The organism is Acidobacteriota bacterium, assembly GCA_039683095.1.
Classification (GTDB): Bacteria; Acidobacteriota; Aminicenantia; order Aminicenantales; family Saccharicenantaceae; genus RBG-16-66-30.
On the sequence record JBDKSB010000012.1, the window covers coordinates 979,138 to 992,363 of the forward strand.

Consider the following 13,226-nt stretch of genomic DNA (forward strand, 5'->3'; position numbering starts at 1 on the left):
ATTTCCTATTTTCGCCGGCACCGATAATTAGGAAATAGGTATCGTGTCCCCCTAATTTTCTTAATTTTCTAGCTGCGGCCGCGCTGCGGCGCCGGCGCGTTGGCGTCGAAGTATTTCCGCGGCAGCTTCTGGTCGCGCATGGCGGCATTGTAGACGAACCAGGCCATGACCGTGGCCGCCTGCATCAGGTCGGGGCGGGACAGGTGGTCGTAGACGTCCATGGTCGAGTGGTGCGTCAGAGTGTCGTACTCGAGATCGTCCTGGATGAACTGGAAGCCGGGCAGCCCGACGCCGTCGAACGGCAGGTGGTCCGTGCCGCCCGTGTTCCGCAGGACCACGGTCCCGGCGCCGAGATCGCGCACGGGCCTGAGCCATTCCTCGAAGATGGGCACGACGGCGCTGTTGCCCTGGGCGTAGATGCCGCGGATCTTGCCGCTGCCATTGTCGAAATTGAAGTAGGCCGAGAGCTTGTCGTATTCCGGCTTCTTCTCCTTCTTCGCCCGGTCGAAGAAATGGTTCGCGACATAGCCGCGCGAGCCGACGAAGCCCTGTTCCTCCGCGTCCCAGAAAGCCATGCGGATGGTGCGCCGGGGCTGGACGCCGAGCGCCTTCAGGATGCGCATGGCCTCGAAGGCGACGGCGCAGCCGGCCCCGTCGTCCGTGGCCCCCGTGCCGCCGTGCCAGGTGTCGAAGTGGCCGCCGAGCATGACCAGCTCGGCCTTGAGCTTGGGGTCGGCGCCGGGGATCTCGGCGACGACGTTCGTGCCCGGCAGATCGTCGGCCGTGAACCGGGCCTGGACCTCGACCTCGAGCGTGACCGGGACGTTCTTCTGGATAATGCGGACGATGCGGTTGTACTGCTCCGTGGCGACGGCGATCGCGGGAACGGGCGTCTCCGCGCCCTTGGTCCGCGAGCCGCCGGCGGCGACAAAGACCGTGCCGAACTTGCCCCGGCCGGGATCGAGGATGACGCCCACGCCCTCGGCCTTGAGCATCTTCTGGATGGCCTGCTGGACCTGCGCCCGGGCCATCATGTCCTGCATCTGCGGGGCCTGGGGCCGCCGGGCGTACGGATCGGGTGCCAGCATGAGCTTCTCGAGATCGGGCCCGGCCAGGCGCGAGGCCATCGGGTCGAACGAGATCGGCAGGTCCTGCTCGCCCTGCAGCAGGACGATGGCGTCCTTGAGCTTGCCCTTGTACTGGTCGAGGTCGGCCACGGTCTTGGCCTGGATCAGGACGGCCTGCCCCTTGAGGAGGCCGTTCGTCCCGGGCGTCCAGGCCTTGGGATAGCCGACGATGGGCATGTACTGAGGCTCGGTCATGGCGGCGTAGAACTTCAGGAGCTCCCAGCTGCGGCCGAACGTGCCGTAGGGCTCCATGGCCGCGTTGGCCAGGCCGATCTCCCTGGCTTTGCCGACAACCCACTCGCCGGCCTTGACGTACTGGGGCGAGTCGGGCAGCCGCGGCCCGTAGACGTCGCAGAGATAGACCAGGAAATCGCTGATCTTGGAGTTGTTCAGGCCCTCGGCGCGGATGCGGTCGAGCATCTGCAGGTCGAGCTTCTCCTGGGCGAAGGCCCCGAGCGAGAACAGGACGACCAGGAGAGCGAGGACCAGCGAACGGAAGGCCAGGTGTTTTTTCATGGGACGCTCCTTTGTACCGGTCTCGGGGACTATACGCCCGCGGCCGCGGCCTTGTCAAAACACGGCCGGGACGGACGGCCGCCCGGGACGCTTCCCGGCGGGCCCCGACCTGCTTTATAATGAAGGGACCATGAAAGCGGCTTTCCTGACAGGCGTCCGGACGATCGAGATCCGCGACATCCCGGCGCCCCGGCTCGTCCGCGACGACGACGTCATCGTCCGGAGCCGGGCCGTCGGCGTCTGCGGCAGCGACCTCCACTACTACCTCTCCAACAAGGTCGGCGGCGACCAGGTCAAGTACCCCTTCATCCCGGGCCACGAGTGCGCCGGCGTCGTCGAGGAGGTCGGTCGGTCCGTGACCAGGGTCAGGCCGGGCGACCAGGTCGTGGTCGAGCCGGCCGTCTCGTGCGGTACGTGCGACCAGTGCCGGACCGGACGGCCCCACACCTGCCGCAAGCTCCTCTTCCTCGGCCACTACGGCGAGCTCACCGGCGGCATGGCCGAGCTCGTCCTGGCCCCGGAACGCAACTGCGTGCCGCTGCCGGCGAAAATGACCGCCGTCCAGGGCGCGCTGGCCGAGCCCCTGTCGATCGGGCTTTACGCGGCCGGGTTAGCCGGCTCGGTAAGGGGGAAGACGGCGGCGGTGCTCGGGACCGGGCCGATCGGGCTGTGCGTCATCATGGCCCTGAAGGCGGACGGCGCGGGCGCGGTCTACGCCACGGAGAAGGTCGAGGCCCGGCGGACGGCGGCCGCCGAGAAGGCGGGAGCCGATTGGACGGGGGATCCGGGCGCCGAGGACGTCGTGGCCGAGACCGCGGCCCGCGAGTCCCTCGGCCTCGACCTCGTCTTCGAGTGCTGCGGCGAGCAGCCGGCCCTCGACCAGGCGGTCGCCCTGCTCAAGCCCGGCGGGACGCTCGTCGTCGTGGGCATCCCCCTCGAGCCGCGCGTCTCCTTCGACAGCTCCAGGGTCCGCCGGCGCGAGATCCGGATCCAGAACGTCCGGCGCCAGAACAGGTGCCTGGAGCGGGCCGTGGGCATGATCCACGCGGGCCGGATCCCGGTGGATTTCCTGGCCACGCATTCCTTCGGCCTCGGCCAGGCCGGAGAAGCCTACGAAACGGCGGCGGCCCGCCGCGACGGCGTGATCAAGGCCATCGTCAGGCCGTAGCCGGGTCCGGCCTTGTACCTCGGCGTCCTATCCGCACGACAAAAAAGGTAACATGTCCCGGCTTTTTCCCGGGCGGGAAAATGGGGAACAGGTATCATGTCCCGCATTTTGTCGAAAACCGCCGGCCGATCAGATCTCTCTGAAGCCGATCCCTCTGAGATATTCGAACGTCGGGTCGTAGAAGGACGGCTGGCGCGTCGGATCGTCCCGGTCCCCCGGCGGCACGACGATGACCATGCCCTGGCGCGCCCGCGTCAGGAGAACGCGGTAGGCGTTCTTCTGGTACTTCTGCCTCTCGGAATCCCTGATGTTCCGCCAGGCGTCTCCCAGGAACGACTTGTGCGTCCACCCCGTTCGCGAATATCGAAAATCCGCGTCCCAGGTGACGCAGGCCCAATCGAGCTCCAGGCCCTGGACATCGAATTCCGTGGCCACGTCCTCCAGGTAGTAGGACGACCGCACATCCTGCTTGCCGTCGAGGAACCAATGGACCGGATCCATCGGTGCCTTGACATGGATGGCGTGAGGCCGGAGACGCTCCGCTTGCGAGGAGACCACGATGCCGTATCGCTCGGTCCCCCGCGCCTGGGCCTTGAGCCACGATTTGGCCTGGCCGAGGTCGCGGGTGATGGCGATCGGATATCTGTCCCGCAGCTCGGCCAGGGTCCGGCGCGCCCCCGCGTCGTCCAGGTCCAGGACCTGCTTGACCAGAAGGGACACGTTCTCGGCCCGGAAGGAGCGCATGGATACGGCCAGGTGAAGCGAGGGGACGAAGCTGACGTGCCGTCGGGGCTCCAGCTGCTCGAGAACCCTCCCGGCGCCGTATTCGCTGTCCGTCAGCTGGGGAGAGATGAAGACGCGCCAGTCGGGAAAAGACCGCGTCAGGGAATCGATCCATTCGGAGATCCCGGCCTCGCCCCGGTTGATCTCCTGCCCTCCTCCGACGAGGCAGATAACGACGGCCCAATCCGGGTGCCGATCGAGGCAGGAGATCAGGAACTCGGGCTCCGAAAATCGGAAGCCCGGCCTTTTCTTCTTGCGCTTCATGAAATCCGCGGTCATGCCGCTGTTCCAGGCCCGTTGGGCTTCGTCGAACAGGGCCACATGATCGACCGGGGGGCGCTTCTCGTCGACAAGACACTCGTCCCGGAAATGATGGACGTTCTGGATGAAGGCCTTGACCCGGCTCTTGGCTTCGCCTTTCTTGATCCTTTTGCCATGGGCCTTCGTCCGGACGACCATATCACGGGCCAGGGCCTCCTGGAGGATCTTGACCAGCGGGCCGTTCCCGGACAGGAAGACGCTGTGGTGCGCGTCGGCCTGATCCATATGCTCCGTCGCGACGTTGAGACCGACCAGGGTCTTGCCCGCCCCGGGCACGCCGGTGACGAAGCAGATGGATTTGTGCGCCCGCGCCTTGGCGTCTTGAATGACCTTCGAGATCGCGTTCGTCGTCTGGCTGAGATTGACGGCCCCGGCGTCGCTGCGGGATATTTCGGCGACCGAGTGGCTTCGGTAAAGCGCCAGGGCCGCTTCCATGATGGTGGGCGTCGGGCTGTATCGGCCGGTCTTCCATGTTCGCCAATCGATCTTTTCTCCGTCGGCGAAGTCCAGCACGCCCTGGATGACTTCGCCAAGCGCCTCCCCGTCGGTTTTCAGGGGAAGCAGGACGTTGTCGTTCCGGGGAGTCAGGGCGATGCCCGGCGGAACGCGCCCGGCGCCGGTCGCGATCAGAACGGGCGCGACGAGATGATCGTGGCTGGTTTCATGGAAATTCTTCAGGTCCAGGGCATAATCCATAACCTGGTCGAGGGCATAGGACGCGAATTCCCTGGCTCCGACCTTGAATTCCAGGACGAAGATGACCGGCCCGATGACGAGCAGGACGTCAATCCGCTCCCCCATGCGGGGGATGGAGTACTCGAAGTGGATGCCCCCCGAACGGGACCCCAGCGCCGCGCGGAGGATCCCGATCTCCGCGACCCAGGCGGCGCGTTGCTCGAGCGTGTCGGGGAAGTCGCTGGCCAGCGCCAGCTTCCCGACGATCTCCTCGGTCGAGGACCGGAGGAAGGCGGCGATCGTATCGGAGTAGTATTCGCGCTTCACTTCATCCGCTCGCGCATCTTGGCCTCGTTCGCGGCGGGCCAGTAGCCGCAGTCGAGCTCGAGGAAGACCGTGGTGTAGGGAACGGCCACGGTCGTCTTGACCATGATGATCTTGAAGGTCCGGCCGGCCTGATCCAGCTTGGCGATGAGGTCCTCGCGGAGGATAGGCTGGGCGCCGCGGCCGTCCAGCATCCTGTCGAGCCGGCGCTTCGTCTCGTCCGCGCCGGGGGCCAGGTCCTCCGTGACATACGCCGGCTCCTTATCCAGCCAGATCTTCTGGCGGACGTGCCGGGCCCCGTCGACGGCCTTGAGCACCTTGTCGAGGACGGCAAAGTGGTCATCGCCGGTGACGATGGTTTCGATGCCCGGGCTGATCTGGAGCGGGAAGGCCGAGTCGGCGACGAGGAGCATGACGATCCCGCTAATGGCCAGGGCGTTGCGCACGGGTCCTTCTCTTCCTTTCGTCTCATCCGGCCAGGAGCCGGTAGGCCGCCTTGATCGGGGTGCCGCCCTTGAGCATGGCCCAGACGGGGCAGAATCGCTCTTCCGACAGGGCCAGGGCCTTCTCTACCGAGGCGCCGTCGAGCTTCCCGCCCCGGAACTCGAACTCGAGCTCGATCGACGCGAGGACCTTCGGGTGGATCTCTTTCTTGGCCCCGCGGGCGCGGACGGTCAGGTCCTTGACCTCCTGTCCCATCCGCTTGAGGAGGCCGACGACGACCTGGCCGCTGCAGCCGGCCAGGCTGGCGAGCAGGAGCTCGAGCGGCGAGAAGCCGTCGATGAGCTGGTCGTCGGCCGCGAAGTCGAGGGCCACCGTCCGGCCGGCCCGGCCGGAGACCCCGTCGAACCTCATCCCGCCCCTGAAGACGACATCGGACCGGATCTCTTCGGCCATGGGCTCGCTCCTGTTGTCGCCGTCCGCGGGACGGCCGTTCGCCCGGCAGTATCCAACGAGTGGAGGCGCTCTGTCAACCCGGGCCGGCGGGGAGAATAGTGGGGCGCCCGGGATCGGGATAAGCGCCGGGGAAGCCGGACCGGCGGAACGGGCCGGCGGCCGCGGTCAGGCCTTGGGCGGGCCGGGAGCGGACGACGGGCGAATAATTAAAAAAGTATCATTCCCGGCTTGTTATCAGGCGGGAAAATGGGAAACGGGTATCGTGTCCCCCATTTTAATCCCCCATTTTAGGCGGCGGGGGCCTCGCCGCCCGCGACCGGCAGGGCGACGAAGAATTCGACCCACTTGCCGGGCTGGCCCTCGACCCAGATGCGGCCCTTGTGCTTGTCGACGACCGTCTTGCAGATGTAAAGGCCAAGGCCCGAGCCTTTGACGCCCTCGGTGCCCTTCTGCTTCAGGCGCTCGAACCGCTTGAAGAGCCGGCCCTTGTCCTCCTCGGGGATGCCGACGCCTTCGTTGCGGACCGAGAAGACGATCTCGCCGCCCTTCCGCGCCAGGCGGAGCCGGACCGGCGTCCCTTCGGCGCCGTACTTGACGGCGTTGTTGACCAGGTTGTTGACCAGGATCTTCAGCAGGGCCGGGTCGCCGTCCACGACGGGATCGCCCTCGAACTCGGTCACGATCGGCATCTTCTTGAGGTTGTCCCGGAAGCCGGGCGTCTTCAGGGCCTCGGCGACGACCGCCGAGGCGAACGGGACGCGCTCCTTGAACGTCGCCAGCCCCTCGAGGTCCATCTTGGACAGGTCGATGTAGGTGCGGATGATGTCCTCGAGGTAGAGGCAGTTGCGGAGGATCGTCCCGACCATCTTCTCCTGTTCGGGCTCGAGCTTGCCGAAGTAGCCCCGGTAGAGGGTCTCGGCCGTCGTCTGGAGGGCCGCCAGCGGGCTCTTGAGCTCGTGGGAGACGATGGCCATCAGGTCGAGCATCTTGGCCCCGGCCGCGCTCTTCCGGGCCTCGAGGGCGTTGGCCACGACGTTGCGCATCTCCTCCGGCGTGAACGGCTTGGGGACGTAGTCGAACGCGCCGGCCTTGAGGGCCTCGCGGGCGGTGTCCACGCTGGAGTATCCGGTGAAGATGATGACCGTCGTGCCGGGCCGGTCCCGGCGCAGGGCCTTGAGGACCTCCATGCCGCCGAGACCGGGCATCTTCAGGTCCGTGACGACGATGTCGTAGTCCTTGGCCATGGCCATGGCCAGCCCCTGATCCCCGGACGAAGCGGTGTCGATCTCGAAGCCGCTCCCGGCGAAGATCCGCCGCGAGCTCTTGAGGACGATGTCCTCGTCGTCTATGAACAGCAGTTTGGGTGCCATGGTGCCTTCTTCCCCCCGCCTCGGCGTTAGCGCGTCGGCAGCTTGATGATGAATTCCGTGCCCGCGCCGACCTTGCTGCGGACGTCGATCTGCCCGCCGTGCCGCTGAACGGCCCCGTAGACCATGGGCAGCCCCAGCCCCGTCCCCTGGCCCCGGTCCTTGGTCGTGAAGAACGGCTCGAAGATCTTGTTCAGGTTCTCCTCGCTGATGCCGGCGCCGGTGTCGGCCACCCGGATGACGGCCATGCCGGTCTCCGGCTCGAGCGACGTCGCGATGGTCAGCTGCCCGCCGTGGGGCATGGCGTCCGCGGCGTTGACGGCCAGGTTGTTGATGACGGCCCGGATCTCGGCGGGGTCGACGCTGACCCGGGGCAGGCTCGGGTCCAGCTCCTTGACGATCCGGATGTTCTGGAAGGTGACGTGCTTCTCCAGGATGCGCAGGCTGTCCACGATGAGGGCGTTGAGGTCGGACAGCGTCCGCTCGGACTTGCTGTCCCGGGCGAAATCGAGGATGCCCCGGACGATGCCCCGGCAGCGCAGGGTCTCGTCCCGGATGACCTTGAGGTCCTCCTCGTACGGCGTGCCCTTCATGTCCTCGAGGAGCAGGCTGCTGTAGGTCAGGACGCCGGTCAGGGGATTGTTGATCTCGTGGGCGATGCCCGAGGCCAGGCGTCCGATCGAGGCCAGCTTTTCGGACTTGAGGATGGTCCGGTCGGCCAGCTCGGTCAGCTGCCGGTCCCTCTCTTCGATGGCGTCGACCATGCCGTTGAAGGCCTGGGCCAGGGCCCGGGCATCCTCGTCGTCGTGCGGATCTGTCTCGATGCGGTGGTAGAAGCCCAGGGCCATCTCGGTCGAGGCGTCGATGATGCGCTTGACCGGCTTGGTGTAGAGGTTGATCAGGTAGCCGGCCAGGGCCAGGGCCAGGAGCGTCGAGACGAGCAGGACCAGGAGGTAGGCCATGGTCGTGTTCCGGACGACGACGTCGAACTTCTTCTTGAGGACGCCGACGTAGAGCATGCCCTGGGCCTTCTGGTCGAAGTCGAAGAGGGGCGTGTAGCCGGAGATGTACCAGTCGTTGACGACGAAGGCCTTGCCGACCCAGGCCGTCCTGTCCTCGAAGACCTTGCGGTAGACCTCCTCCGAGGCCTGCGTGCCGATGGCCCGCTTGCCGGCCGCGTCGACGACGTTGGTGGCCACCCGGATGTCGCCGAGGAAGATCGTGGTCGTCCCGGCGTCCTTGCCGTCGATCCGCTCGTCCTTGAACAGGAGGCGCTTGAAGCGGTCGACGAAGGCGGCGTTGTTGTTGAGCAGGACTGCCCCGTAGAGGATGCCGGTCATGCGCGAGCCGTCCCGGATGGGCGCGGCGATCTTGATGACCAGGGCCCGGTTCTCGACGGTCGACGGCCGCGGCCGGCCGTGCGACGTCGGCACGACGGGGATGATGGTCCGGCGGGCCAGGTCCTCGCCCTCCCGGGCGATGGTCTCGTACTCGAGGACGCCCGTCCCGGCCACCAGGGTCCCGGTCCGGCGGACCTCCTGGATGGTCCGGTAGCCGCTCATGCTGTCGCCGAAGGATTCGAAGGCGTTGGCCCGGACGAGGATGGTCCCGTCCGCGTCGACGACGTTGACGATGTCGAAGCCGAACTCCCGCTTGATCTGGACCAGCTTCTCGAACAGGAAGGCCCGGTCCCCGGCGGCCGAGGCCCGGATGAGCTCGGGCGTCTTGGCCATGGACTGGATGATCCGCGACCGGTTGTCGATCTCCTCGCGGTAGAGCTCGCTGGCCGAGGTCAGGCTGGCCCGCACGGTCGCGTAGGCGTCGCGGACGACGTTGGTGTTGATGACATTCAGGCCGATGATGATCGACAGGACGCCGCTCAAGAGGACGATGCCGAGCAGGCTGAAGACCAGCTTGAACCGGATGTTCGAGCGGGCCAGCTGTTTGATCATCGCAGGGCGCGGCCGACCTTGGCCAGCAGCTCGTCAAGGTCGACCGGCTTGGTCAGGAACTCGTTGGTCCCGGGGAGGAACGAGTCCGCCTGGTCCATCGAGAAGCGCGAGTTGGTGACCTGGTCGATGGCCGTCAGGATGATGATCGGGATGTCGCGGAACTCCCGGTACTTCGACGCCTCGCGGCGGCTGCGGATGACGTCGGCCGCCTCGAAGCCGGCCGTGTCCGTCTCCATCATGACATCGAGGATGACCAGGTCGGGCCGCTCGGCCAGAAGGGCCTTGAGGCCGTCCGCGCCGCTGTAGGCCGCCGCCACGTCGTAGCCGTGGGCCCGCAGGACCTGGGCTAGGCTGGCCACGAGGTCCCGGTCGTCGTCGACGACGAGGATCTTCTTGCTCATGTGTTCAAGACCTTGTAGATGACGTTCCGCTCTTCCCAGGCCTTGTTCCTCTCGTATATGTCGATCGGGAACTCGACCTGCTTCATCTCCACGGGCGCGGCCTTCTTGTCGACCAGGCCGAGGGCCAGGGCGACGCCGTAGATGATGGCCTCCGGCCGCGGCGGGCAGCCGGGGATGTAATAGTTGACCGGGACGGCCTTGGCCCCGCCGCCGGCGACGTTGTAGGTGTCGAACCAGCAGCCGCCGCCCGTGGCGCAGGAGCCGATGCCGAAGACGAGCTTGGGCCCGGGCATGGCCGCGTAGGCCTTCTTGACCAGCGGCAGGGTTGGCCGGGTGACGGCGCCGGAGAGGAGCATGACGTCGGCGTGGCGGGGCGACCCGACCAGCTTGATGCCGAACCGCTCGACGTCGTAGTACGGCGTCAGGACGTTCAGGATCTCGATGTCGCAGCCGTTGCAGGCGCCGCTGTTGCAGTGGTAGACCCAGAGGGAGCGGGGGAAGCACTTTTGGGCGATCTTGGCCAGCATGTCAGTCTCCTGTCGTCTCCGGCCGCTCGTAGCGCTCGGTCTTCTCGAGCTCCTTCGGCTGGAAGGTGTCGGTGGCCCGGCGCAGGACGGTCCGGGCCTCCAGGCTGTCGTAGCGGTAGCCCGTCAAGCCGAGCTTGTCGATGGCGTTGGCCGTTTCCATGTCGAAGCAGCGGCCGCAGCGCTGGCAGGTCAGCATGAACAGCTCCAGGCTCTCGGTGATGTCGCCGCGGTCGTTCGTCGCCTGCTCGAAGCGCGGGGTCATGGTGATGGCCTTCTCCGGGCAGACCTCGGCGCAGCGGCCGCAGTAGGTGCAGCGGGAGCCGTCGTAGAGAAGGACGCGGATCTCCTGGCAGAGGTCGCGGACCATGATCGTCCGGGCCGGGCAGTGGTTGGCGCAGCCGGCGCAGCCGACGCACTTGGCGTGGTCCCAGTGGGGGGCGCCGCGGAAGTTCTCCGGGGCCGGGCGGGGCGTGAAGGGGTACTTCAGCGTGACCACCCCCGGCTTGGCCACCATCAGGACCTGTTTGATCTTGCTTGCGAGCCACATGGCGTTTCTCCCCTGATCCCTCAGATTCCGGCCACCGCCAGCCCGACCGCGCCGAGCGAGACCAGGATCAGGAGGGCGTAGATCTTGACGGCCTGGTCGATCCGCAGGCGCGGGTTGGTCGAGCCGACCACGGCGATGAGGACGAAAACGGCGAGCGTGCCCAGCAGCTGGGTCAGGATGTCGCCGGCATAGGTGCCCGTCCGCAGGAAAGGCAGGAAGACGGCGACGAAGAGCCAGGCGTAGAACATCTGCTTCATCATCATGGCGTAGCGGAACAGGCCGTAGTCCGGCCCGCTGTACTCGATGTACGGCCCCTCGAGGATCTCGATCTCGGCCTCTGGGATGTCGAACGGCTGCTTGGCCACGAAGGCCTGCAGGGCCGCCAGGTAGGCGGCCAGCATGACCGCCGTGGCCACGCTGTAGCCCAGCCCGGCCGTGCCGAAGACGGCCGTCCCCAGGCCCAGGCTGTGGGTCCGGACCGCGCCGAGGATGAGGGTCATGGCCAGGACGGGCTCGATCATGACCATGGTCACCATCTCCCGGCTGGCGCCGATGGCCGCGAAAGTGTTGCGGCTGGCCAGGGCGCCGACGAGGACGGACACGCCGCCGAGCGTCAGGAGGTAGATGATCGTGATGGCGTCGACGCGGCCGCCCAGGGCGTTGACCTTCCCCCCGAAGGGGATGAGGGCGACGACGGCCAGGATCGAGGCGAAGGCGGCCGGCGGGGCCAGCTTGAAGGCCCAGTTCCGGGCCGAGTTGATCCGCTCCTTGCCGAGGAGCTTGAACAGGTCGTAGTAGGGCTGGACGAGCGGCGGGCCCTGGCGGGACTGGACCCTGGCCGTGATCCTCCGCGTCACCCCTTCGAAGAGCGGGGCCAGCAGGAGGAACAGGAGGACGTTGATGAAGATGGCGATGATGCTCATGGTCAGCTCCTCCCGGCCTCGGGCCCGCGCGACAGGGCCTCGAGCTCCGTCCGTCCGACGACGCGGCGGCGGCCCGACCCGGCGTCGATGACCGCGACCCGGTCCGTGCAGGAGAAGCAGGGATCGATCTGGCCCAGGATGATGGGGAAATCGGCGAACTGGTTGTTGAGGAGCATGGCCGGCACGGCCTGGAGGTTGGCGTACGTGGGGGCCCGGACGCGCCAGCGCTCGGGCCGGTTCTCCTCGCCGGTGATGACGTAATGGACCGCCTCGCCACGGGGCGCCTCGACCATGGACAGGCCGTGGCGGAGCGGCGGCAGGGCCTCGGGCGCCTCGGTCAGGAGCCTTCCCTCGGGCATCCCGGCCAGGGCCTGGCGCAGGATGGCGATGGACTCGAAGATCTCCAGGACGCGGACGAGGAGCGTGCCCCAGACGTCGCCCGAATCCGTGACCGGGACGTTGAAGGCCAGGTCGTCGTAGGCCGCGTAGGGATGGTCCCGGCGGACGTCGATGTCGAGGCCGCGGGCCCGGGCCACGGGCCCGACCAGGCTCCAGCGGGCGGCCTCGTCCTTCGACAGATAGCCGACGCCCTTGGCCCGGCGGTGGATGGCGCTGTCGCCGATGATCGAGTTCTTGAGAACGAGGACCTCCTTCTCGAGCGCGGCCAGGACGCCCTCGATCTCGGTCCGCATCTCCGGGGTGATGTCGCGGCGGACGCCGCCGACGACGATCATGCCGTAGGTCTTGCGGTTGCCCGTGATCCGCTCCGCGAGCCACATGACCTTCTCCCGGACGCGCCAGGCCTGCATGAAGACCGTGTCGAAGCCGATGAGGTGGCCGGCGACGCCGAGCCAGAGGAGGTGGGAGTGGAGGCGCTCGATCTCGAGCATGATCGTCCGGATGTACTCGGCCCGCCGCGAGATCTTGAGCCCGGCGGCCGCCTCGACGGCCTGGCTGTAGCAGCAGGCGTGGACGGAGCCGCAGATGCCGCAGATGCGCTCGGCGACGAAGGGGACCTCGTTGTAGCTGACCTGCGTCTGGCAGAGCTTCTCGATGCCGCGGTGGGTCATGAAGCCGCGGTAGTCGCAGCCCTTGATCGTCTCGCCGTCGACGTAGACCGCGAAGTGGGCCGGCTCGTGGAGGCTGACGTGGAACGGGCCTACGGGGACGACCGTCGTCCCCGGCGGCGCCTCGTCGAGCTGGTAGGCCGCGTCCTCGGCCGACGGCGGCTCGAGGTTGTACGGCACCTCCTTGCGGAGGGGATAGACTCCGGCCGGCCAGTCGTCGGCCAGGATGAGCTTCTTCGGCTTGGGATGGCCGGTGAACTTCAGGCCCAGCAGGTCCTGGTATTCGCGCTCGGTCCAACCGGCGCTGGGGATGTCGGGCGTGATGGATTCGAAGACCGGGTCGACGGCCGGGGCGGCGGTCCGCAGGACGACGGCGAAGCGGCCGGCGTCGAAGGCGAACAGGTGGATGAGCCCGAGCGTGCCGTTCCGGGCGATCTCGTCCCAGCCGACGCCGACCATGTAGCGGCCGCCGAGGTCGATGATGGCCCTGGCCGCGGGCCGCACGGCCCGGCGGTCGATGTCGACGAACAGGCGGCCCGGGGCCGGCGAGGCCAGGCCCTTGAGGTCCGGCCCGAGGCGGCTCCTGAGCTCTGTCTCGATCCTGGCGATGGCGTCCATACGAATCTCTCCT

Annotated in this window: 12 protein-coding genes; 1 reads left to right on the plus strand and 11 read right to left on the minus strand. The window is 67.3% G+C overall.

Annotated elements, in window-relative coordinates:
• Positions 1-68: 68 nt before the first annotated feature.
• Entirely contained in the window at positions 69-1,643 is a 1,575-nt protein-coding gene (locus ABFD52_12015; protein ID MEN6561491.1) for a M20/M25/M40 family metallo-hydrolase, read from the minus strand.
• A 130-nt stretch (positions 1,644-1,773) separates the two neighbouring features.
• On the opposite strand from ABFD52_12015, the gene ABFD52_12020 reads away from it, so the two are divergent.
• Entirely contained in the window at positions 1,774-2,811 is a 1,038-nt protein-coding gene (locus tag ABFD52_12020) for an alcohol dehydrogenase catalytic domain-containing protein (protein MEN6561492.1), read from the plus strand.
• A 129-nt stretch (positions 2,812-2,940) separates the two neighbouring features.
• Here ABFD52_12020 and ABFD52_12025 read toward each other — a convergent pair whose 3' ends face one another.
• From ABFD52_12025 to ABFD52_12070, 10 genes are all read right to left on the minus strand, one after another.
• Positions 2,941-4,917 carry a DUF2075 domain-containing protein gene (locus ABFD52_12025; protein ID MEN6561493.1) on the minus strand — a complete coding sequence of 659 codons (1,977 nt, stop codon included), beginning with the start codon at positions 4,915-4,917 and terminating at the stop codon, positions 2,941-2,943.
• Positions 4,914-5,360: a hypothetical protein gene (locus ABFD52_12030; GenBank protein MEN6561494.1), complete on the minus strand. Its 447-nt coding sequence runs from the start codon at positions 5,358-5,360 to the stop codon at positions 4,914-4,916. The genes ABFD52_12025 and ABFD52_12030 overlap by 4 nt, the downstream gene beginning before the upstream one ends.
• Before the next feature lie 22 nt (positions 5,361-5,382).
• Complete coding sequence (locus ABFD52_12035) at positions 5,383-5,811, minus strand: OsmC family protein (GenBank protein MEN6561495.1); 429 nt, start codon at positions 5,809-5,811, stop codon at positions 5,383-5,385.
• Positions 5,812-6,098: 287 nt separating this feature from the next.
• Positions 6,099-7,181, minus strand: a complete 1,083-nt coding sequence (locus ABFD52_12040; protein ID MEN6561496.1) for a response regulator — start codon at positions 7,179-7,181, stop codon at positions 6,099-6,101.
• Between the two features lie 26 nt (positions 7,182-7,207).
• Entirely contained in the window at positions 7,208-9,130 is a 1,923-nt protein-coding gene (locus ABFD52_12045; GenBank protein MEN6561497.1) for a cache domain-containing protein, read from the minus strand.
• Positions 9,127-9,531 carry a response regulator gene (locus tag ABFD52_12050; protein ID MEN6561498.1) on the minus strand — a complete coding sequence of 135 codons (405 nt, stop codon included), beginning with the start codon at positions 9,529-9,531 and terminating at the stop codon, positions 9,127-9,129. The genes ABFD52_12045 and ABFD52_12050 overlap by 4 nt, the downstream gene beginning before the upstream one ends.
• On the minus strand, positions 9,528-10,058 hold the full coding sequence (locus ABFD52_12055; GenBank protein ID MEN6561499.1) for an NADH-quinone oxidoreductase subunit B family protein: 531 nt from the start codon (positions 10,056-10,058) through the stop codon (positions 9,528-9,530). Before ABFD52_12055 ends, ABFD52_12050 begins: the two co-directional genes overlap by 4 nt.
• Before the next feature lies 1 nt (position 10,059).
• Positions 10,060-10,605 carry a 4Fe-4S dicluster domain-containing protein gene (locus ABFD52_12060; GenBank protein ID MEN6561500.1) on the minus strand — a complete coding sequence of 182 codons (546 nt, stop codon included), beginning with the start codon at positions 10,603-10,605 and terminating at the stop codon, positions 10,060-10,062.
• 20 nt (positions 10,606-10,625) lie between these two features.
• Entirely contained in the window at positions 10,626-11,528 is a 903-nt protein-coding gene (locus ABFD52_12065) for a complex I subunit 1 family protein (GenBank protein MEN6561501.1), read from the minus strand.
• Between the two features lie 2 nt (positions 11,529-11,530).
• Positions 11,531-13,213 (minus strand): NADH-quinone oxidoreductase subunit C, encoded by a 1,683-nt coding sequence (locus tag ABFD52_12070; protein ID MEN6561502.1) that lies wholly within the window; start codon positions 13,211-13,213, stop codon positions 11,531-11,533.
• Positions 13,214-13,226 lie beyond the last annotated feature (13 nt).